We start from the raw sequence: 21,047 nt of genomic DNA, 5'->3' as shown, positions 1-21,047 counted from the left end.
TTACTCCGGGAGGTGCGGTTCGGTGGGCTGGGAGGCCAGGGCCTGCGAGCTTCGGGCGGCGTGGTCGCGGTCGCCGACCAGCACGGCGTCGACGCCGTCGGTGTCGGCCAGGCGGACCTGGACCGCCTCGCGCAGCGAGGTGGGGAGGTTCTTGCCCACGTAGTCGGCCCGGATCGGGAGCTCGCGGTGGCCGCGGTCGACCAGGACGGCGAGCTGCACGGCGCGCGGGCGGCCGATGTCGCTCAGCGCGTCGAGCGCGGCCCGGATGGTGCGGCCGGAGAAGAGCACGTCGTCGACGAGGATGACGAGCTTGCCGTCGATGCCGCCGGAGGGGATCTCGGTGTGCTCCAGGGCGCGGGCGGGCTTGAGCCGCAGGTCGTCCCGGTACATGGTGATGTCCAGGGTGCCCAGCGGGATCTCGCGCCCGGTGATCTGGGCCAGCCGGCCGTGCAGGCGGCGGGCGAGGTGGACGCCCCTGGTGTGGATGCCGAGCAGCACGACGTCCTCCGCGCCCTTGGCGCGCTCGACGATCTCGTGCGCTATCCGGGTGACGACCCGGGCGATGTCCGTTCCGTCCAGCACCTGGTGCGGCGGTCGCGGCGTCGAATCCTGCTGTGTGGTCATGCCGAAGCGGACCTCCTTCCCCGCCTCACTGGACGGGCCTTAAAGGATGTCTGGGACGACCCCCGCCGACCGGGCGAGGGCTTCCGGTCATCGTATCAGCGCGCCGGGAGGCAAACGGACGTCCGTCGTTCCGCTTCGGCGGTTCACGCCCCGGACGCACCCCCGATGCGGGCCATTCGCACGACTGCCCCATTCGGCTTGACGCAGCTACCTTACTCTACGTAACCTCACAGTGAGTTACGAGACGGACGTCGAACCCACCGGTAACGGCGTCGGCAATCGCCCGTGACCCACCACTGAACGCGAAGCAATCTCGTCCGGGGAGATCAATGTCCAGCGACTACGCGAAGCAGCTCGGAGGCAAGCTCCGAGCCATCCGCACTCAGCAGGGGCTCTCCCTGCACGGTGTCGAGGAGAAGTCCCAGGGGCGCTGGAAGGCAGTCGTCGTCGGCTCGTACGAGCGCGGCGACCGTGCGGTCACCGTGCAGCGGCTGGCCGAGCTGGCGGAGTTCTACGGCGTGCCCGTGCAGGAGCTGCTGCCCGGCGGCACCCCCGGCGGCGCGGCCGAGCCGCCGCCGCGTCTGGTCCTCGACCTGGAGAGACTGACCCAGGTCCCGTCCGAGAAGGCCGGCCCGCTGCAGCGCTACGCGGCGACGATCCAGAGCCAGCGCGGCGACTACAACGGCAAGGTCCTCTCGATCCGCCAGGACGACCTGCGCACCCTGGCCGTCATCTACGACCAGTCGCCGTCGATCCTCACCGAGCAGCTGATCTCCTGGGGCGTGCTCAACCCCGACGCGCGCCGCGCGGTGCGCGAGGAGGAGGCGAGCTGACGCTCGCCGCACCGGCTCCCGCCAGCGCGAGCACGCAGGTACCAGCAGAAACGTCACGGCGCGGCTCCCCGGATCCCGGGGGCCGCGCCGTCGCGCGTCCGGCGCCGGCCGCACCACCGCCGCCCGGCGGTCAGCAGACCGTCCCCAGGCTGTAGCCGGGCTGCGCCGCCACGCCGTCCAGCCGCACCGGCCGGGCCGACGGCGCCCAGTCCTGCCCGCCGCTCGACCAGGCCCAGGAGGCCGGCAGGTACTCCCCGCAGGAGGCCGCCGAGCCCTGCGACCCGTGCAGCACCGCCACCCCGGGCAGCTCCAGCGCCAGCCCCGCGCAGAGCACCGCGCAGACCAGCTCCAGGTCCTCGTCGTTGATCCGGACCACGCCGTCCTCCCACTGCAGCACCCGGGCCGCCGCCGTCAGCCGGCCGCCCGGCGCGTCCACCCGCAGCCGCAGCTCGTACACCCCGGCACCGGCGCCGACCAGCATCCGGCGGAACACCTCGCCGCCGCGCTGGTAGGCGGCGCGCACCCAGCGGGCGTGGTCCTCGTCGGCCTCCCCCGCGCCCCCGACCAGACCGCCGTCCAGCAGCAGGTCGGCGTGGCAGAGCGTCAGCCCGTTCTCCCGGGCCCGGACCAGCCGCGGCGCGAAGTCCCCGGCCAGCTCCTCCCCCTGATAGGCCAGCAGCTGGGTCTGCAGCGGCGGGTTGACCAGGTAGCGGTCGCGGGCGGCCGGCTCCGCCGGGTCCAGCCCGTGCAGGACGCAGAACTCCTCGAAGTCCTGCGGGTGGAACATCCGGGCCCGCACCACCTCGAAGCGCTCCACCGCGTCGGCGAGCAGTTCGGCCGTGTCGGCCAGGTAGCGCTCGAAGTCCGGTGCGTCCGACAACCCCCAGGCACGGGCCCGGGCGAAGTCCGCCGCACTGGTCAGCACGCCGATGACGAACGCCTGCTCGCCGCCCTCGGCCCGCTGCCGGCGGTGCGGCGCGCGGGCGACGGGCCGCGGGCCGGCGGCGGTGCAGTCGGAGTTACGGCGGGCGCGGCCCTTGCGGCTACTCATCGGTGGCTCCTGGCATCGGCGGCGACCGCCGGGCGACGGTCAGCGGCGGGCTCGCCGCTGACCGTCTATCTCCCCATCACCGCGCGCCGCACACGTACGGCGTGTCACAGGAATGTAACCGACGGTAAGTCGCGGTGAACTCCGCGGAAATCAGGCCCCGCGCGGCACCCGGGCCAGCTGCCTGGACTGCGCGACCAGCCGGCCGGACTCGTCCCAGACCTCGGCGTCCTCCTCGAAGTAGCCGCCGGCCACGTTGCGGGTGGCGTGGGTGACCCGGAGCCAGCCCGGGACCGGCCTGGCCCGCAGGTGGACGGTCAGCTCCACGGTCGGGGCCCAGCCGGGCAGGCCCAGGTCGAAGGTGACGGGCGGCAGCGCGTCGGCGACCAGCAGGAGCAGCAGCGGGTCGGGCTCGCGCCCGTCGGCGAGCCGGAACCAGCCCTGGATCCGCCCGTTGCCGGAGGGCTGACCGAGCGCCCAGCCCACGGTGGACGGGTCGAGCCGCAGGTCGAAGCGCTCCAGCAGCGCCGCCTGCTCGATCAGCTGCGGCGGGGCGTGCTCGACGCCGATGCACTGGTCCGGCGGCGGCAGCTGCGGCGGCTGCGCGGTGGTGCGCACGTCGCCCTCGACGGTGGAGAGGTCGCCGTGGCTGGCCACCACGCGCAGGCGTTCGACGCCGTCCTGGCTCAGCGAGGCGGTGCCGGTGGAGAGGCCGCGGCCGCTGCGCAGCACCTCGGTGCGGACGGTGGCCGGGCCGGGCGTGGAGGCGGACAGGTAGTAACCGCTGATCGACACCGGGTCCGGGTGGTCGGCGTGCTCCAGCGACAGCGCGTGTCCGGCGACGGCGAGCAGCATCCCGCCGTTGACCCCGCCGCCGATCTGCCAGCCGGGGCCGAGTTCGGCCTCGTAGCGGCCGGGCTCGTCGGCGTGTCTGGTCAGGGCGATGCCCCGGTCGAACTCGCTGCGGGTCGCGGTGGTCATGGGGGTGGCCTGCCCTTCACTGCGGGGACGTGTGCGGCTGCGCCCGCCAAGTTACTGGCGAGTAGATCACCACCTTACGCCGCCCGGGTGAAACGCGCGACGGCCGTCGCACCCGGGATCCGGGTCCGACGGCCGTCTGCGGGGCGCCACCGCCTACCGGCGGATGCTCGGCTTCAGCTCCAGGAAGCGCGCGAGCAGGCCGTTGACGAAGGCCGGGGAGTCGTCCGTGGAGAACTCCTTGGCGATCTCGACCGCCTCGTCCAGGACGACCGCGTCCGGGACGCCGTCCTCCCAGATCAACTCGTACGCACCGAGCCGCAGGACGTTGCGGTCCACTATCGGCATCCGGTCGAGCGTCCAGCCCACCGCGTACTGGGAGATCAGGTCGTCGATCCGACGGGCGTGCTGGACGTACCCCTCGATGAGTTCCATGGTGTACTCACCGACCTGCGGGGTGCCCTCCTCCGGCTTGGGCTCGCGGGCGCGGGCCACCCAGTCGGCGAGGACCTGCTGCGGGTCGACCCCGCGGTGGTCGGCCTCGAAGAGGATCTGGAAGGCCCGGGTACGGGCCTTGCTGCGTGCGGCCGACACGGACTTACTTCACCCGGCCGAGGTAGCTGCCGTCGCGGGTGTCGACCTTGACCTTCTCACCGGTGGTGATGAAGAGCGGCACCTGGATCTCGGCGCCGGTCTCCAGGGTCGCCGGCTTGGTGCCACCGGTGGAGCGGTCGCCCTGGACGCCCGGCTCGGTCTCGGCGATGGTCAGCTCGACGGCGGCCGGGAGCTCGATGTAGAGCACCGCGCCCTCGTTCTGCGCGACCAGGGCCTCGAAGCCCTCCAGCAGGTACTTGGCGGCGTCGCCGACGACGGCGGGCTCGATGGTCAGCTGGTCGTAGGTGTCCATGTCCATGAACACGAAGTTCTCGCCGTCCTTGTACGAGAACTGCATGCCGCGCTTGTCGACGTTGGCGGTCTCGACCTTGGTGCCCGCGTTGAAGGTCTTGTCGACGACCTTGCCCGTCAGGACCTCCTTGAGCTTGGTACGCACGAAGGCCGGGCCCTTGCCGGGCTTGACGTGCTGGAACTCGACGACGGACCAGAGCTTGCCGCCCTCCAGCTTGAGGACCATGCCGTTCTTGAGATCGTTCGTGGAAGCCACGGGCGCACTTACTCCTGGATATAGCTGTCAAGGAACCAAGGGGTGCGTCCTGCCGCCGACGGCCCGGGGGCCGCGGTCACAGGGCGAGGAGCTCCTTGGTGGTGATGGTGAGCAGCTCGGGCCCGCCCTCCTCGAGGGGGCGCACCACGAGCGTGTCCTCGATCCGGACACCGCCCCTGCCCGGGAGGTGGACCCCAGGACCGACGGTGACCGGTACGCGGCTGTCCAGTTTACCCATGTCCGAAGGGCCGAGGCGCGGCGCCTCCCGGATCTCCAGCCCGATGCCGTGCCCCACCGGGTGCGGGGACGCCTCGGTGTGGCCGGCCGCCTCCAGGATCTGCCGCGCGGCCCGGTCGGGCACGTACTGCTCCACGCCTGGTCCGAGCGCCTCCCGGGCGGCCCGCTGGGCGCGGAACACCAGCCGGTGCAGCTCGACCTGCCAGGGCGCGGGGGCGGCGCCGATCACGAAGGTCCGGGCGGTCGAGATGCCGTAGCCGCGGTACTGGGCGCCCATCACCACGGTCAGGAAGTCACCCTCCTCCACCCGGCGGTCGGTCGGCTGGTGGGCGGGCTGCCCGGAGTGGCTGCCGGTGCCGACGGACACCGGGAAGGCCGCCCGGTCCGCACCGTGGTCGATCATCCGGCGTTCCAGCTCCATCGCCAGGTGCCGCTCCGTCCGCCCGACCAGGATCGACTCCAGGAGCTCGCCGAGCGCCTGGTCGGCGATCTCGGCGGCGATCCGCAGGTCGGCGATCTCGTGCTCGTCCTTGACCACCCGCAGCCGCTCCACCAGCCGGTCCAGGTCGGCCAGCCGGGCACCGCCGGACAGGCCGGCCACCGACCGGTGCCGGCTGACGGTCAGGTCGTGCTCCTCCACCGCCAGCGCCGCCAGCCTGAGCCGCGCCGCGGCCTCGGCCGCCGCCAGGGCGGTGTCCGCCCCGGCCGGCACCGGCACCTGGGTGACGTCCGGGGCGATCAGGTGCTCCCCGGTGTCGTCCGGCGGCAGGTCGTCCGGCAGCGCCAGCAGTGCGCGGTCCCTGGTGAGCAGCAGCGTCGCCCCGCAGGGCGCGCAGCCGGTCAGATACCGCACGTTCGCCGCCCGGGTGATCAGCGCCGCATCGGCCCCGGCCGCACTGCAGTGCTCCCTCACCCGCTCCCGCCGACCCGCGTACGCATCAGACATGCGTCGAGCCTACGAAGCCGCACCCCGTTCCGCCCGCCGAGCACTCCCGAGGGGGCACGTCGCCGCTGCCCGCACGCCCCGGCTCGCACCCCGGGCCGACCGGTTCGGGGCTGTCACTGCCCGGTCGGCTGCCAGCGCTTCTCGACCCCGGCCAGCTTCCAGTAGCCGATCGCCGCGGCCCAGACCACCACGAAGAGCCCGGCGATCGCGTACCCGACGTTGTCCAGCGAGATGTCCGCGATCCAGCCGCTCACCGGGTCGGTCAGGTCGAGCTTCTCGTGCAGCACGCCGACCAGTTCGATCGTGCCGATGACGAAGGCCACCGCGATCGACAGCCCCGTGATCGTCAGGTTGTAGTACACCTTGCGCACCGGGTTGGAGAAGGCCCACTGGTACGCGAAGTTCATGAACGTCCCGTCCAGCGTGTCGAACAGGCTCATCCCGGCCGCGAAGAGCAGCGGCAGGCAGACGATCGCGTACCAGGGCAGCCCGGCCGCCGCGCCCGAGCCCGCCATCACCATCAGGGTGACCTCGGTCGCGGTGTCGAAGCCCAGGCCCAGCACCATGCCCACCGGGAACATCTGCCCCGGCCGGGTGATCGACCGCGTCGCCCGGTTCAGCACCCTCGCCAGGAAGCCGCGCGAGTTCAGGTGCTCCTCCAGCTGCGCCTCGTCGTACTTCCCGGCCCGCATCGCCCGGAACACCTTGAGGATGCCCACCAGCGCCGCCAGGTTGAGCGCGCCGATCAGGTACAGGAACGCGCCGGAGGCCGTCGTGCCGACCATCCCCAGCCACTGGTGGGTCGTCGACTCGTCGTCCATCAGGGTGTTGGCCAGCTGGGCGCCGCCCGCCACCAGGGCGGCCATGATGACCACCATCGAGGAGTGCCCGAGGGCGAACCAGAAGCCCACCGACACCGGGCGCTTGCCGTCCGCCATCAGCTTGCGGGTGGTGTTGTCGATCACCGCGATGTGGTCGGCGTCGAAGGCGTGCCGCATGCCGAGGGTGTACGCGGTGATGCCCAGGCCCACCCCGAAGACCTGGGTGCCGACCGCGTAGTTGTGGGGCGCGACCAGGAAGAACAGCGTCCCGAACGCGACCACGTGCATGGCCAGGATCACGCCCATCAGTCCGGCCGTGCGGACGGTGTCCTCGCGCTTCCAGCGGAACGTCGGCAGTGCGGACGGCGCCGCCGGCGCCCCGGGGGCGGCGGTTTCGGGCAGGGTCATACGCGGATCACGCTCCAGCACCTCGTGGAAAGACTTCGTGAGATGCCGTGGCCGGTCTCCTGGCTTACGGGGCACCCGTACCCGCCTTCCCAGACGCGCGAAGCGCCCAGTGGCGTCGTGGATACGGACGACTCCCCCCGATCACAGTGGCGAGGGCCGCTCCGGACTGGGACCCCTGAGGGTCCGTCACCGGTCTTCCCGAGCACCACGGCGGGCAACACCGTAGGGGGCCCGGCTCCACCCATGCAAGGCTGCGCACCTGCGCAGGTGTCCAGGATCACAGGCCCCGGCCTGCGAGAATGTCCGCATGCATCTCGTACCGGCCGACCGCGCGGACCACCGCACCATCGACGGACACCGGGTCTGCGAGGCCATCGCCGCCATCGGCGACACCGCGCACGTCCGCACCTGGGCCGAGCGGTTCTCCCTGCTCGCCGACCCGGGCCGGCTCGCCCTCCTGCTCGCCCTGCACCGCGCCGGCCCGCTCGCCGTGACCGACCTCGCCGTCGCCACCGGTATGCGCGACCCCGCCGTCTCCCAGGCCCTCCGACTGCTCCGCACCGCCGGCGTGGTCACCGGCGACCGCGACGGACGCGTCGTGCGCTACCGGCTCGTCGACGACGCCCTGCGCCCCCTCCTCGACCCCTGCGCCGCCGCCGACCACCACGAACCCACCGCTGCCACCGGCTGACCCGCCCCGGACGGACCCGCCGGAGCGGGGCCGGATGAGTACGATCTTCGTGTGCTGAACCGCCTGCGGCGCCGGCCCCGGCCCTGGCCCGACGAAGACCGCTGGGAGACCTGGCCCGTCCGGGCCCGCGTCCTCGCGGTCGCCCGCACGCTCACCTCGGCCACCCGGGTGCTCGACGTGCTCACCCTGCTCGTCCGCCCGCAGCTCGGCGTCCGGTGCTACCTCACCGTCAACCCGGGCTCGGCGTTCACGGCGGGCCTCGGCCCCTACCTGGCCGACCAGCAACCCGCCGTCACGGTCATCCCGTGGGAGGAGGCCGTCCGGTACGAGTTCGACCTCGCGGTGTCCTGCGCGGTCCACGCCTCCATGCACCGGCTGCGCGCCCCGCTCGTCGTCCTCCCCCACGGCGCCGGCTACAACCGCCTGGTCGCCGAGTCCACCGGGGACGGGGTCAGTGCCGCCGGCCTGTCCCGTCAGGAGCTCACCCACCGGGGGCGGGTCTTCCCCGCGGTCATCGGGCTGTCCCACGAGGAGCAGTTCGAGCGGCTGGCGGCCACCTGCCCCGAGGCGCTGCCGCACGCACGGGAGGTCGGCGACCTCACCTTCTCCAGGATGCTGGCCAGCCGCGGCCGGCGGGACGCCTACCGCGCCGCCCTCGGGGCCGTCGACGGCCGGCGCCTCGTCGTCGTCACCTCCACCTGGAGCAGGCACTCCCTGGCGGCGCACTGCCTCGACCTGCCGCGCCGGCTGGTCACCGCGCTCCCCGCCGACGAGTACGCCGTGGCCGTGGTCCTGCACCCCAACGTCTGGGACCGGCACGACCCCGAACTGCTGCTGGCCACGGCCCGGGGCTCCGGCCTCAGGCTGATCCCCCCGCACCAGGGCTGGCAGACCGCCCTGGTCGCCGCCGACCTGCTGATCGGCGACCACGGATCGGTCTCCTTCTACGGCGCGGCACTGGACCGCCCCACCCTGCTGGTGGCCACCGGCGCCGCCGAACTCGACCCGGGGTCCCCCACCTACGCCTTCGGCCAGGCGGCGCCCGCGCTCGACCCGGACGGCGACCTGCACGCCCAGCTCGAAGCGGCCGTCGCGACGTACGACCCGGAGCTGCTGCGCCCCGTCACCGACCGCTCCCTCGGCCAGCGCGACCGGGCCGTCCCGGCCCTGGCCCCCGTCCTGTTCGGCTTCCTGGCGGACAAGGTCGACGACCTCACCACCCCCACCGCCCTGCCGCCCTACCCGGCCCCGGTACCGCTCCCGGCGGAGCGGCCGACCGCCTACGACGTCGAGGGCGAGTGCGCGGACGGCGAGGTCTCGGTACGCCGGTACCCGATCGACCCGCAGGGCCACCCCCGGGGCTTCTTCGCCCTGGACGCCGCCGAGACCACGGTGGAACTGCGCTCCGTGGCCGAGGTCCTGGCCAGGACGGAGGTCGACGCCGAGGAGCCGGCCGGGCGCTGGATCGTCGAGGCCGCCGACGGGATCCCCGGCCTCGCCGTGACGGTGGCCGCCCTCGCCCGGGACCGCTGCGCGCTCCGGCTGCGCACCGGCGAGCTCCTGGAGGCACGCGCCGAGGCCCCGTGGGCCGGCGCCGAGCCCCGGCTCGACCCGCTGCTGCTCGGCGCGGCCGTCGCGCTCTGGCTCGCCGAGGGCGGCGCCCCCGGCACCCTGCCCGACCACGGCCTCACCATCCGCACCGGCCGCCACCGCACCCGGGTGGCCTTCACCCCGCCGCCCTGAGGCCTTTCCCCCGGCACGGTGACGGTTTCAGCCCTTCAGCTCCTCCAGCCGGCCCCGCGCCCGCTCGGCGAGTGCCGCGTCGCCCAGCTCCTCCGCGAGCGCGGCGAGCAGGGTGAAGGCCTCGGCCTCCTTGGCCCGCTGGCCGAGTTCGCGAGCCCGCCCCGCGCAGTCCTCGGCGGCCCGGGCGGCGAGGTCAAGCCGCCCCAGCGCGCGCTGGGCCCGGGCCCGGACCAGCGGCAGCCGCATCAGCATCGGGTCGCCGGTCTCCTCCGCCCGCGCCGTCGCCTCGTCCAGGACGTCCAGCGCCTCCGCCGCGCGCCCGGCCGCGACCAGCGCCTGGGCGACGTTGTAGCTCTGCACCACCACGCCGTGCGGATCGGTGCGGTTGTCCTCCAGGGCCAGCCGGAACAGCTCCACCGCCTGCTCCGGGCGCCCGTCGGCCAGGCAGAGCAGCCCGTGCGTCTCGTGCAGCACACCGCTCAGCTGCGGCTCCCCGACCAGCGGCAGCTGCTCCGAGGCCAGCGCCAGCTGCTCGGCCGCGCGGGGGAAGTCCCCGAGCTCGTAGTGGGCGCGGGCCAGCTGGTTGCGCATCCGGATCACCGCGTCCGGGCGGTTGTCCCACTGCGCCGACTCGACGCCGAGCCGGTGCGTCTCGATCCAGTCCCCGTAGTTCTTGCCGCTGTGGTAGAGCGCCCAGAGCGATTCGCACAGCCGCCACACCTCACCGTGCCAGCCCTGTTCGGCCGCCGCCCGCACCGCCTCCCGGAGGTCGGCCCGTTCGGCCCGGAGCCACTCCAGCGCCTCCGCCTTGGAGGCGAACTCCCGCCCCGGGGCGTCGGGGGGCTCCTGGAGCCGGAACCGCTCCCCGAGCACCAGCGCGTCGGCCGCGGCGGCCCGGGCCCGGTAGTAGGCGACCGCGCGGGCCAGCAGGCCGGTGCGGCCGGGGAGTTCACCGGCCGTGCGGCGGGCGTGCAGGCGCACCAGGTCGTGTGCGCGGAACCGCTGCCCCGGCCCCGGGTCCACCACCTCGTCCAGCAGGTGGGCCGCGCGCAGTTCGCTCAGCCCGTCCCGGACGCGCTCGACGCCGGCCGCCTCCGCCAGCTCGGCGGAGACGAACGGCCCGGGGGCGGTACCGACCAGCCGGTACAGCGCCCGGGCCGGACCGGAGAGCCGCCCGTACACCTGGTCGAGCATCCGGTCGACCCCGCCCTCCTCGTTGCTCAGCGAGGCCAACCTCCGCTCCGAGTCCGCGAGTTCGGCCACCACCTGGTCGACGTCGAGCTCGTCGTGGTCGACCAGCTGGAAGCCCACGGCGTTCAGTGCCAGCGGCAGTCCGCCGCAGAGTCCGACCAGCTCGTCCAGCTCCCGGTCGGTGCCCCGGTCGGGCCCGAGCCAGCGGCGCACCAGCTCCGCACCGGCCGGGGCGCTCAGCGGGTCCAGCCGCCGCACCTCGGCGCCGTCGAGGACCAGACCGGGCAGGCGTCGCCGCCCCGCGACCACGACGAGCCCGTCGGACGGCAGCAGCGTGCGGACCTCCCCCGCCTGCTCGACGTTGTCCAGGAACACCAGGACGCGCTTGCCGGTCGTCACCGTCCGGTACGCCGCGGCCCGCTCGGCCAGGGTGGCCGGCACCTCGGCCCCGAAGGCGCGCAGGAACCCGGCCAGCACCTCACCGAGGTCGACCCCGCCGAGGTGGCGGTAGGCCGCGAGGTCCGCGTAGAGGTCGCCGTCCGGGAGGTGCGCGCGGTGCGCCGCGACGAACTGGGAGATCAGTTCCGTCTTCCCCACGCCGCCGAGGCCGGTGAACGCCACCACCGCCGGACCGTTCTCGTCGAGCCGGCCGAGCGCCCGGACCAGGGCGGCGAGTTCACCCTCCCGGTTGACGAAGGTGGGCCGCGGTCTGCGGACCTGACGGGGCGTACCGGGCGGCGGCGGGCCCTGGTGCAGGTGCACCGCCCCGATGCTCTGGGCCTGCACCACGTGGCCCCCCACCGTCCCCGAGACGGTGTTGGCCACCTCCCGCCGCTCCATCCGCCTGCTCCCTCCGGCCGGTCGGCCCCAGCCTACGGGCTGGGCTCCCGGCCGGGGCGTGATCGGCCGGTCAGGTCGTCTGGCAGGTGGGGCACCAGAAGAGGTTGCGGGAGGCGTGCTGCTCGGTGCGGACGTCGGTGCCGCAGACCAGGCAGGGCATCGCGGCGCGGCGGTACACGTAAACCTCGCCGCCGTGGTCGTCGACGCGCGGCGGGCGGCCCATCGCCTCGGGGGTGTGCTCGGGGCGGACGGTGTCGATCCGGCCGGCGCCGACGCCCTCGCGCATCAGGGCGACCAGGTCGGCCCAGACGGCGTCCCATTCGGCGCGGGTGAGGTCGCGGCCGGCCCGGTGGGGGTTGATGCCGTGGCGGAACAGCACCTCGGCCCGGTAGACGTTGCCGACCCCGGCCAGCACCTTCTGGTCCATCAGCAGGGCGGCGACGGTCGTCCGGCTGGCCGACACCCGGCGCCAGGCGGCCTCCGGGTCGGCGTCGGCGCGCAGCGGGTCGGGGCCGAGGCGGGCGGCGACGCCGGCCTTCTCGGCGCCGGTGACCAGGGCGCAGGTGTTGGGGCCGCGCAGGTCTGCGTAGCCCTCGTCGTTGGCCAGCCGGAGCCTCACCAGGCCGACGGGTTCGGGGGCGGGGCCGGTGGCGAAGGTGAAGCCGCCGTAGAGGCCGAGGTGGACGTGCACCCAGGCGCCCTCCTCGAAGCCGAGGAAGAGGTGCTTGCCCGTCGCCTCGGCCGCGGTGAGCAGCTGCCCGTCGATGCTCTTGGCCTCGTCGGCGAACCGGCCCTGCGGGCTGGAGACCTCGACCGGTCGGCCGCCGAAGGCGCGCAGGTTCTCGGCGGCGAGGCGGTGGATGATGTGGCCTTCGGGCACGGGCGTCAGCTCCCCCGGGTGGTTCGACAGGCTGGTGGGCCCCGGCGGTCCGGTGCTCCGGCGGGCTGGTGGCCCGGCGGTCCGGTGCTCCGACGGGACCGGTCCATCATCGCAGCCGCCACCGACGGCCGGGCCCGGCCGGGGAGGTCAGCGGACCGGCATGCCCATCAGCCGGGCGAGGATCACCCGGTCCAGTTCGGCGGCGGTGCCGGCCACGTCCAGGTAGGAGTTGTCGATGATCGGCAGCCCGGAGTTGTACCAGCCGGCCATCCGGCCGTGGATCCGGGCCACTTCCTCGTCGCCGAGCCGCCGGTTGCCGTTGCGCCGGGCGTTGCGGCGCAGCACCGAGTCGAGGCTGGGCAGCAGCACGACGGGGATCATGCCCGGTCCGATGTGGCGCTTCCAGCCGCCGAGTCCGATGGCCGGGCGGTCCGGGAAGACGGCGTCGTCGATGATGCAGGAGATGCCGTTGGCGAGGTAGTTGCGGCAGGCGAAGCCGCAGGTGCGGCGGGCGAGCCGGTACTGCGCCTCGGAGGCGTTGTTCCAGCCGGACTGCGGGTTGGCGAAGCCGGACTGCACCCATTCGCGGACGTCGTCCAGGCTGATGTGCGCGGTCGGGGTGGGCCGCCGCTCGGCCCAGTACCGGGCGACGGTGGTCTTTCCGGCGCCGGCCGGGCCGATCAGCAGGACGGCGATCGGCCCGGTGGGCGCGTGCCGCTGCGGCGGGTGGGCGGGCAGCTGGACGGGCATGCCGGAGGGCAGCACGAAGTGGCCGGTGGCCCCGGCGGGGACGGGCGCGCTCGGTGCGCTCGCCACGGGGGGCGCGCCGGGTACGGACACCGGCGGGGCCGGCGCGGCGGGCACCGGGGCCGGCGCGGGCGTCGGCACGGGTGCCGGGGGCATCGGCGGCGGTCCGGCCGCACCTGCGGGGCTCGTCGGACCGATCGGACCCACGGGGTTCGTCGGGCTCATCGGGCCCGTCCCCGCCGGCTGCGCTCCCGGTGGGAGCGACGGCCCGGCCCCGGGCCCGGCGGGCCCCGGCGGCACCGGCGGAGCGACGGGTCGCGGCGGGACCTGCCCACTCCCGGCGTACTGCGTCACGGTCACCTCCGACACCTCTCAGCGGGGACGATACACGTCGGCCCGGCGGCGGGCACAGTCCGCCGCCGGGCCGCTGACCGGCCGTCAACGGGGTGTCAGCGCGTGGTGAGCCGTTCGGCCAGCGCCCGCAGGGCCAGCTCGTAGGAGCCGAGCCCGAATCCGGCGATGGTGCCGGAGGCGACGGCGGCGATCACCGAGGTGTGCCGGAAGGTCTCCCGGGCGTACGGGTTGGAGATGTGCACCTCGATCAGCGGCGCGGTGCGCTGGGCGGCGGCGTCCCGCATCGCGTACGAGTAGTGCGTGAACGCGCCCGGGTTGATCACCACCGGCACCTTGCCGTCGGCCGCCTCGTGCAGCCACTCGACCATCTGCTGCTCGGAGTTGGTCTCGTGCACCTCGACCTCGAAGCCGAGCTCCCCGCCGAGCGCCGTGCAGCGCTCGACCAGCCCGGCGTAGGAGGTGGCCCCGTAGACGTCGGGCTCGCGGCTGCCGAGCCGGCCGAGGTTGGGGCCGTTGAGCACCATGACCCGGGTCACGCCGAGACCTCCGCGTAGGCGGCGACCAGCAGGGACGGGTCGGGGCCCTCCAGGACGGAGGTCTTGCCGAGGCCGTCCAGGACGATGAAGCGGATCAGGTCGCCGCGCGACTTCTTGTCGATCTTCATGGCGTCCAGCAGCTTCGGCCAGGCCGCGGCCTGGTAGGTCAGCGGCAGGCCGACGGAGGCCAGCACGGTGCGGTGCCGGTCGGCGGTCTCGTCGTCCAGCCGGCCGGCCAGGCGGCCGAGTTCGGCGGCGAAGACCATGCCGATGGAGATCGCGGCGCCGTGCCGCCACTTGTAGCGCTCGTTGCGCTCGATGGCGTGGCCGAGGGTGTGGCCGTAGTTGAGGATCTCGCGGCGGCCGGACTCCTTGAGGTCCCCGGAGACGACGTCGGCCTTGACCTGGATGGCGCGGCGGATCAGTTCGACGGTGTGCGGGCCGTCCGGGGTCTTGGCGCCCTCCGGGTCGGCCTCGATCAGGTCGAGGATGGCCGGGTCGGCGATGAAGCCGCACTTGATGACCTCGGCGAGGCCGGACACGTAGTCGTGCCGGGGCACGGTGGCCAGGGTGTCGAGGTCGGCGAGCACGCCCACCGGCGGGTGGAAGGCGCCGACCATGTTCTTGCCCTCGGCGATGTTGATGCCGGTCTTGCCGCCGACGGCCGCGTCGACCATGCCGAGCAGCGTGGTGGGCATGGAGATCCAGCGGACGCCGCGCAGCCAGGTGGCGGCGACGAAGCCGGCCAGGTCGGTGGTGGCGCCGCCACCGAGGCCGACGACGACGTCGCTGCGGGTGAAGCCGGTCTGGCCGAGCACCGACCAGCAGTACGCGGCGACCTCGGCGCTCTTGGCGTCCTCCGCGTTGGGCACCTGCAGCGCGATGGCCTCGTAGCCCTCGCCGAGCAGGTCCTCGCGGATGGCGTCGGCGGTGGCGGCCAGCGCCTCGGGGTGGATGAGCGCGACCCGCTTGGCGCGGGTGCCGATGAGCGGCGCCAGCTCGCCGAGCAGCTGGTGCCCGATCAGCACGTCGTACGGGTCGTGGCCGGCGCTGCCGCCGACGTGAATCCTGACGATGGGGTCAGTCATGGGGGGTCTTCAGCTCCAGTGCTTCCAGTACGGCGTCCGCGACCTGCTCGGGGGTGCGGCCGGCGGTGTCGACGACGGCGGTGGCCACCTCCAGGTAGAGGGGGCGGCGGGCCTCCATCAGCTCGCGCCAGCGGGCCCGCGGGTTGACGGCCAGCAGCGGGCGCGGCGCGTCCAGGCCGACCCGCTTGACCGCGTCCGCCAGCGGGACCTCCAGGAAGACCACCGGCAGTTCGCGCAGCAGGGCGCGGGTGGCCTCGGCCAGCACCGCACCGCCGCCGAGCGCGAGGACGCCGTCGTGCTCCTCGGCGCCGGCGCGCACGGCCCGGACCTCCAGCTCGCGGAAGTGCGGCTCGCCCTCGTCGATGAAGATCTCCGGGATCGGCTTGCCGGCCAGCGCCTCGATGTCGGCGTCGGTGTCCCGGAGGGCGACGCCGAGGCGGTCGGCCAGGGCCCGCCCGACGGTGGACTTGCCACTGCCGGGCGGGCCGACCAGCACCACGATCGGGGTGCCCATTACCGGACGATCAGGTGGTCGAGGTAGTTCTGCACGTTGCGGCGGGTCTCGGTGACGTGGTCGCCGCCGAACTTCTCGTTGACCGCGTCGGCCAGCACCAGCGCGACCATCGCCTCGGCGACGATGCCGGCGGCCGGCACGGCGCAGACGTCCGAGCGCTGGTGGTGCGCCTTGGCCGGCTCGCCGGTGCGCACGTCCAGGGTCTGCAGGGCGCGCGGCACGGTGGCGATCGGCTTCATCGCGGCGCGCACCCGCAGGACCTCGCCGGTGGACAGGCCGCCCTCGGTGCCGCCGGAGCGGCCGGAGGTGCGCCGGACGCCCTCGGGGGTGGGGACGATCTCGTCGTGCGCCTGGGAGCCGGGCACCCGGGCCAGCTCGAAGCCGTCGCCGACCTCGACGCCCTTGATCGCCTGGATGCCCATCAGCGCGGCGGCCAGCCGCGCGTCCAGCCGGCGGTCCCAGTGGACGTGCGAGCCGAGGCCCACCGGCACGCCGTAGGCGAGCACCTCGACGACGCCGCCGAGGGTGTCGCCGTCCTTGTGGGCCTGGTCGATCTCGGCGACCATCGCCTTCGAGGCGTCCTCGTCCAGGCAGCGGACCGGGTCGGCGTCCAGCCGGGCCTCGTCGGCGGGCTGCGGGACGACGCCGGCCGGGGCCTTGGCGGCGGCCAGCTCGACCACGTGGCTGACGATCTCGATCCCGCAGGTCTCCTTCAGGTATGCGCGGGCGACGGCGCCGAGCGCGACCCGGGCGGCCGTCTCGCGGGCGCTGGCGCGCTCGAGGATCGGGCGGGCCTCGTCGATCGAGTACTTCTGCATGCCGGCGAGGTCCGCGTGGCCGGGCCGGGGGCGGGTGAGCGCCTCGTTGCGGGCCAGTCCGGCCAGCACCTCCGGGTCGACCGGGTCGGCCGACATGACCTGGTCCCACTTGGGCCACTCGGTGTTGCCGACCATGATCGCGACGGGGCTGCCCATGGTCTCGCCGTGCCGGACGCCGCCGAGGAAGGTCACCTCGTCCTGCTCGAACTTCATCCGTGCGCCGCGACCGTAACCGAGCCGGCGGCGCGCCAGCGCGTCGGCCACCACCGCGGTGGTGACCGGTACACCGGCGGGCAGGCCCTCCAGCGTCGCGACGAGTGCGGGGCCGTGCGACTCCCCCGCCGTCAGCCAGCGCAACGTACCCAACGGAGCTCCTTCATCAGCGGACCGGCCACGGCACCGCCGGGGCCCGCCCGGGCGTGCCTTGTGCCTGAATCCTTTCATGCCCCGGCAGCACCCGTGGGCACAGTCCGCGTGCCGGACGGCAACCGGCCAACCGACGGGACGGTACACGACGGGTTCCGGCCAGGAGCGGGCTCCGGCCGCTCCCGGCTCGCACCGGTTCACCGCCCTGCAGCACCGCGTCGGCACCCGGCCCGCACCGCGTCGGCACCGGGCAGCCGCGGCGTCAGCGCCCGGCGAGGGCCCGCTCGCCCGCCGCCCGCATCGCGGCCAGCGGACCCGGGCCGCGCCCGGTGAAGGCCTCGCTCTGCAGCACCGCCTGGTGCACCAGGAGGTCCAGCCCGCCGAGGACGGTCGCCCCGCGCGCCGCGCACGCGGCGGCCAGCGCGGTCGGCCACGGGTGGTAGAGCACGTCGAACAGCGCCCCCGGCCCGGCCGGCAGCTCCGCGGCGAAGCCGTCGGTCGCGCCGGCCGGCGTGGTGGAGACGGTCAGCGGCCTGGCCAGCGCCTCGGCGCCGCGCTCCCAGTCCGCGGTGCGCACGGCCACGCCGAGCCGTTCGCCCAGCTCGGCCATCTCGCGGGCGCGCTCCGGGCTGCGCACGTAGACGGTCACCTCGCCGGTGCAGACCTGGGCGAGCGCCGCCAGCGCCGAGGAGGCGGTGGCCCCGGCGCCCAGCACGGCCGCCTCCGGCACCGAGGTGATGCCGCGCTCGCGCAGCGCGTTGACGAGGCCGGGGACGTCGGTGTTGTCCCCGGTGCGCCGGCCGTCCGCGGTGAACACCACGGTGTTCACCGCGTCCACCGCGCGGGCCGCGGCGCTGACCTCGTCGAGCAGCGGGATGACCGCCCGCTTCAGCGGCATGGTCAGCGACAGCCCGGCCCACTCGGCCTCGTCCAGTCCGGCGAGGAAGCCGGGCAGGCCGGCCTCGTCCACCTCGAAGCGGTCGTAGCGCCAGCCGTCCAGACCGAGCGCCGCGAAGGCGGCCCGGTGCAGGTCCGGCGAGAGCGAGTGGGCGATCGGGGAACCGAGTACCGCGGCCCGGTGCTTGCTGGTCAACGCTTCGTCTCCGTGAACTGTCGTCCGGCCCGGGCTACTTCGCGGTGCAGTGGCCGCGCGCCTCGTCGAAGCCCTGCCCGGCCGCCTGGCAGTACTCCTTGACGTTGGCGTAGTGCTCCTTACTCGTCTCGGCGAAGCGGGTCTCGGTCGGGGACATCGCGATGAAGTACAGCCACTTGCCGTCGGCCGGGTGCAGCACCGCGTTGATCGCGTCGTCGCCGGGGTTGGAGATCGGCGTCGGCGGGAGGCCCTGGTTGATGTAGGTGTTGTACTTGTTGGACGCGTCGTCCATGTCCTTCTTGGTGAGCTCCTTGCGGCCCAGCGAGTACTGCAGCGTGGTGTCCATGCCGAGGCGGTGGTGGGTCTCGGGCTCGTTGGCCAGCCGGTTCTGGATGGTCTTGGCCATCTTGGCGAAGTCGGCGGTGTTGTTGCCCTCGCGCTGCAGGATGCTCGCCTCGATGAGCACCTCGTAGCCGTTCTTGAGGCCCACCGAGGCGGCCTGGGCGTCCAGGTTCGCGTACTTGTCGGTGGCGTTCTTCACCATCGCCTTGAGCAGGTCCTCGGGCTTCATGCCGTCGGCGATGTTGTAGCGGGTCGGCCAGAGGAAGCCCTCGACCTTGCCCTGGGCGTTCGCGGGCAGGCCGAGGTCGTTGACCTGGGCCGTGGCGACGCCCGCGGTGGTGCCCTTGGCGAGCTTCAGCTTGGTGTCGATCATGGCGTAGATCTCGCTGGAGTTCTTGCCCTCGGGGATCACGATCGCCGCGCCGCCCGCCTGCGCGAGCAGTTCCTTGAGCGCGTCGGCGGCCGGCATCTCCTTCTTCAGCCCGTAGAAGCCGGGCTGGACGGTGCCGCACTTGGGTTCGGCGTTGCACGCCGCGCTGAAGGCGTCGACGCTCTTCACCACACCGGCGTTCTTCAGCACCAGGCCGATCTGCCCGCCGACGGCGCCCGACTTGACCTCGACCTGGACGGAGCCGGTGCCCTCGCCGGTGAAGTCCGGCGGCGGACCGAAGTGGTCCTGGTAGAAGCCGTAGCCCCACCAGCCGGCGCCGCCCATGGCGCCGAGCAGCACCAGCGCGACCAGCAGGCAGGCCCCGCCGTTGCGGCGCCCGGACTTCTTGCCCTTCTCCTTGCGCTTCTTCTGCGCGTCGCGGGAGTTGTCCTCGTCGCCGAGGAAGCCGGACTGCCCGGCCTCGGCCTCCTCCTCCGCGTACGCGCCGTCCTCGTGGTGGCCGTCCTCGTGGCCGTCCCACTCGTCGGTCTCCGGTTCGGGCCCGGCCGGGGCGGCGCCCGCCTCCAGCGCGGCGGCCTCGGCCTCCCAGTCGATGCCGTCCGGACCGGGCCCGGAGGCCGGGGCGGGGGCGGCCGGCTGGGGTGCCCGGCGCCGGCCCTGCGGCTGGCCCGGCTGCCCGGGCTGGGCGCCCTGCTGCGGCATGCCGGGCTGCTGCACGCCCTGCTGCTGCATGTCGGCCTGCTGCGGCATGCCCGGCTGCTGGGCGTACCCCTGCTGCGACATCTGCTGCTGCGGCATCTGCTGCTGGCCCATCGGCTGCTGCATCTGCGGCGGCATCTGCTGCTGCGGGTACCCCTGCTGCCCCATCTGCTGCTGCGGGTACTGCTGCTGGCCGTAGCCCTGCTGCGGCATCTGCTGCTGCGGGTACCCCTGCTGCCCCATCTGCTGCTGGCCGTAGCCCTGCTGCGGCATCTGCTGCTGCGGGTACCCCTGCTGCCCCATCTGCTGCTGGTACCCCTGTGGGTATCCCTGCTGGCCCGGATGCTGCTGGTCCATCGGCTGCTGCTGGTACCCCTGCTGCGCGTCCCCGTAGGCCTGCTGGCCCTGCGGGTACTGCTGCCACTGGCCGTCCTGCTGGCCGGGGACCGGCTGCTGACCGCCGTACCCGGGATCACCGGGGTGCCACGGCTCGGAGCCCTGGGGGCCGTAGCCCCGACCCAGATCGGTCATTGATCCCCTTAACCGACGAAGACGGCCGGAGGATCGGACCGGCCGTCCGGGACGCCGTCCCGGATGATTCTCGAACCGGCGTGCTAGCGCAGCGCCTGGGAGGAGACGTTACCGTACCGCAGACGCGCCCCCGGCAGGGCGGACGTGGCGTCAGTGCCCGACCTCGCCCGCCGGCGCGCTGCCCGGCGCACCGCCCGGCGTGGCCGCCGCCGGGCCGGAGGCGGCGCCCGACGGGCCGCCCGGGGACGTGGCCGAGGCGCTCGGTTTCGCCGTCGCGCGGTAGGCGTTGAACTCCGCGACGTTGCGCTGCTGCACGTCGAAGCTGTCGGTGAAGCGGGTGTCGCCAGGCTTCACGGTCACGAAGTAGAGCCAGTCCCCCTGCGCCGGGTCCAGCGCGGCCATGATCGCCTGCCGCCCCGGGTTGGAGATGGGGGTGGGCGGCAGTCCGGGGTGCAGGTAGGTGTTGTACGGGGAGTCCAGGCGGGTGTCGGTGACCGTGGTGTTCAGGGTGGAGCGGCCGAGCGCGTAGTTGATCGTGGAGTCCAGCTGCAGCGGCATGCCCTTGGCCAGCCGGTTGTAGATCACCCGGGCCACCTTGCCCATGTCCTCGGTGTTGTCGGCCTCGCCCTGGACCATGCTGGCCACGGTGACCAGCCCGTAGAGGCTCTGTCCGAGGGTCTGCGCGACGACGTCCGCGTCGTCCCGGCTGAACTCCTTGCCGGCCCGTTCGACCATCTGCTTCAGCAGGTCGACCGCGGTGGTGCCGTCGGTGACGCTGTACGTCGCGGGGAAGAGGTAGCCCTCGGGGCTGCCGTTGGCGAAGTCCGGCAGGCCCAGCTCGGCGCCCTGGTCCTTGGCGGTGCGCTGGGTGGTGCCCTCGGGCAGGTTGAGCTTCTTGTCGATGGCCGCGTAGATCTGGTAGCCGCGCCAGCCCTCGGGAATGGTCAGCCCGTTGGCGTTGGCCGGGTCGATCAGGATGGCGAGCGCGGCCGCGGCCGACATCTTCTGCTTCAGGGTGTACGTGCCGGGCTGGATCCGCCCGGCGGCCGCGGCGCTGCCCTTGGCCGCCCGGGTGAAGGCGGTCGAGCTGGCCACCACCCCGTTGCGCACCAGCGCGGACGCGATCTGGGAGAGCCCGGCGCCCTCGGGCACCGAGACCTGGACGC

At 73.9% G+C, this 21,047-nt stretch carries 20 protein-coding genes and 1 riboswitch; of the genes, 3 read left to right on the top strand and 17 right to left on the bottom strand.

The features are described from left to right. Positions 1–624 carry a bifunctional pyr operon transcriptional regulator/uracil phosphoribosyltransferase PyrR gene (pyrR, locus tag AB0N04_RS02020; protein WP_360214352.1) on the bottom strand — a complete coding sequence of 208 codons (624 nt, stop codon included), beginning with the start codon at positions 622–624 and terminating at the stop codon, positions 1–3. Between the two features lie 329 nt (positions 625–953). On the opposite strand from pyrR, the gene AB0N04_RS02015 reads away from it, so the two are divergent. Further along, on the top strand, positions 954–1,457 hold the full coding sequence (locus AB0N04_RS02015; protein ID WP_031072501.1) for a transcriptional regulator: 504 nt from the start codon (positions 954–956) through the stop codon (positions 1,455–1,457). Positions 1,458–1,587: 130 nt separating this feature from the next. Here the strand turns inward: AB0N04_RS02015 and AB0N04_RS02010 are convergent, their stop codons facing one another. The 6 genes from AB0N04_RS02010 to AB0N04_RS01985 form a co-directional block, all read right to left on the bottom strand. Continuing rightward, entirely contained in the window at positions 1,588–2,508 is a 921-nt protein-coding gene (locus tag AB0N04_RS02010; protein WP_360214354.1) for a hypothetical protein, read from the bottom strand. A 150-nt stretch (positions 2,509–2,658) separates the two neighbouring features. Then, the gene (locus AB0N04_RS02005; protein WP_360214356.1) at positions 2,659–3,486 is read right to left on the bottom strand and encodes a thioesterase family protein; all 828 of its coding nucleotides are present in this window, start codon (positions 3,484–3,486) and stop codon (positions 2,659–2,661) included. Positions 3,487–3,639: 153 nt separating this feature from the next. Beyond that, positions 3,640–4,077, bottom strand: a complete 438-nt coding sequence (nusB, locus tag AB0N04_RS02000) for a transcription antitermination factor NusB (protein ID WP_360214358.1) — start codon at positions 4,075–4,077, stop codon at positions 3,640–3,642. Between the two features lie 4 nt (positions 4,078–4,081). Further along, the gene (gene efp / locus AB0N04_RS01995; RefSeq protein WP_350629439.1) at positions 4,082–4,645 is read right to left on the bottom strand and encodes an elongation factor P; all 564 of its coding nucleotides are present in this window, start codon (positions 4,643–4,645) and stop codon (positions 4,082–4,084) included. Between the two features lie 76 nt (positions 4,646–4,721). Then, positions 4,722–5,828: an aminopeptidase P family protein gene (locus tag AB0N04_RS01990; RefSeq protein WP_360214360.1), complete on the bottom strand. Its 1,107-nt coding sequence runs from the start codon at positions 5,826–5,828 to the stop codon at positions 4,722–4,724. 113 nt (positions 5,829–5,941) lie between these two features. Then, positions 5,942–7,057, bottom strand: coding sequence for a HoxN/HupN/NixA family nickel/cobalt transporter (locus AB0N04_RS01985; protein WP_360214362.1), 1,116 nt, complete (start codon positions 7,055–7,057; stop codon positions 5,942–5,944). A 31-nt stretch (positions 7,058–7,088) separates the two neighbouring features. Next, positions 7,089–7,282: riboswitch (cobalamin riboswitch) on the bottom strand. 82 nt (positions 7,283–7,364) lie between these two features. Here AB0N04_RS01985 and AB0N04_RS01980 point away from each other — a divergent pair. Continuing rightward, entirely contained in the window at positions 7,365–7,748 is a 384-nt protein-coding gene (locus AB0N04_RS01980) for a metalloregulator ArsR/SmtB family transcription factor (RefSeq protein ID WP_360214364.1), read from the top strand. A 51-nt stretch (positions 7,749–7,799) separates the two neighbouring features. Continuing rightward, positions 7,800–9,491 (top strand): hypothetical protein, encoded by a 1,692-nt coding sequence (locus tag AB0N04_RS01975; RefSeq protein WP_360214366.1) that lies wholly within the window; start codon positions 7,800–7,802, stop codon positions 9,489–9,491. Between the two features lie 27 nt (positions 9,492–9,518). On the opposite strand, the gene AB0N04_RS01970 is transcribed toward AB0N04_RS01975, so the two are convergent. The 10 genes from AB0N04_RS01970 to mltG (AB0N04_RS01925) form a co-directional block, all read right to left on the bottom strand. After that, positions 9,519–11,522, bottom strand: coding sequence for a hypothetical protein (locus AB0N04_RS01970; protein WP_360214368.1), 2,004 nt, complete (start codon positions 11,520–11,522; stop codon positions 9,519–9,521). A gap of 70 nt (positions 11,523–11,592) precedes the next feature. Continuing rightward, entirely contained in the window at positions 11,593–12,402 is an 810-nt protein-coding gene (locus tag AB0N04_RS01965) for a DNA-formamidopyrimidine glycosylase family protein (RefSeq protein ID WP_360214370.1), read from the bottom strand. Between the two features lie 147 nt (positions 12,403–12,549). Continuing rightward, a complete protein-coding gene (locus AB0N04_RS01960) occupies positions 12,550–13,374 on the bottom strand; it encodes an AAA family ATPase (protein WP_360214372.1) in 825 nt (274 codons plus the stop codon). 224 nt (positions 13,375–13,598) lie between these two features. Next, positions 13,599–14,027 (bottom strand): type II 3-dehydroquinate dehydratase, encoded by a 429-nt coding sequence (aroQ, locus tag AB0N04_RS01955; protein WP_360214388.1) that lies wholly within the window; start codon positions 14,025–14,027, stop codon positions 13,599–13,601. Positions 14,028–14,035: 8 nt separating this feature from the next. Then, complete coding sequence (aroB, locus tag AB0N04_RS01950; RefSeq protein WP_360214374.1) at positions 14,036–15,127, bottom strand: 3-dehydroquinate synthase; 1,092 nt, start codon at positions 15,125–15,127, stop codon at positions 14,036–14,038. Further along, positions 15,120–15,641 (bottom strand): shikimate kinase, encoded by a 522-nt coding sequence (locus AB0N04_RS01945; RefSeq protein ID WP_360214376.1) that lies wholly within the window; start codon positions 15,639–15,641, stop codon positions 15,120–15,122. Before AB0N04_RS01945 ends, aroB begins: the two co-directional genes overlap by 8 nt. After that, positions 15,641–16,825 (bottom strand): chorismate synthase, encoded by a 1,185-nt coding sequence (gene aroC, locus AB0N04_RS01940; protein ID WP_360214378.1) that lies wholly within the window; start codon positions 16,823–16,825, stop codon positions 15,641–15,643. Before aroC ends, AB0N04_RS01945 begins: the two co-directional genes overlap by 1 nt. 262 nt (positions 16,826–17,087) lie before the next feature. Next, positions 17,088–17,918, bottom strand: a complete 831-nt coding sequence (locus AB0N04_RS01935; RefSeq protein ID WP_360214380.1) for a shikimate dehydrogenase — start codon at positions 17,916–17,918, stop codon at positions 17,088–17,090. Positions 17,919–17,952: 34 nt separating this feature from the next. After that, a complete protein-coding gene (gene mltG, locus AB0N04_RS01930; RefSeq protein ID WP_360214382.1) occupies positions 17,953–19,881 on the bottom strand; it encodes an endolytic transglycosylase MltG in 1,929 nt (642 codons plus the stop codon). Between the two features lie 150 nt (positions 19,882–20,031). Further along, on the bottom strand, positions 20,032–21,047 hold a 1,016-nt coding region (mltG, locus tag AB0N04_RS01925; RefSeq protein ID WP_363363006.1), incomplete at its 5' end, for an endolytic transglycosylase MltG.

The sequence above is a fragment of the Kitasatospora sp. NPDC051702 genome (assembly GCF_040681575.1).
Taxonomy (GTDB): Bacteria; Actinomycetota; Actinomycetes; order Streptomycetales; family Streptomycetaceae; genus Kitasatospora.
This window is presented reverse-complemented; position numbering and strand designations above follow the sequence as displayed.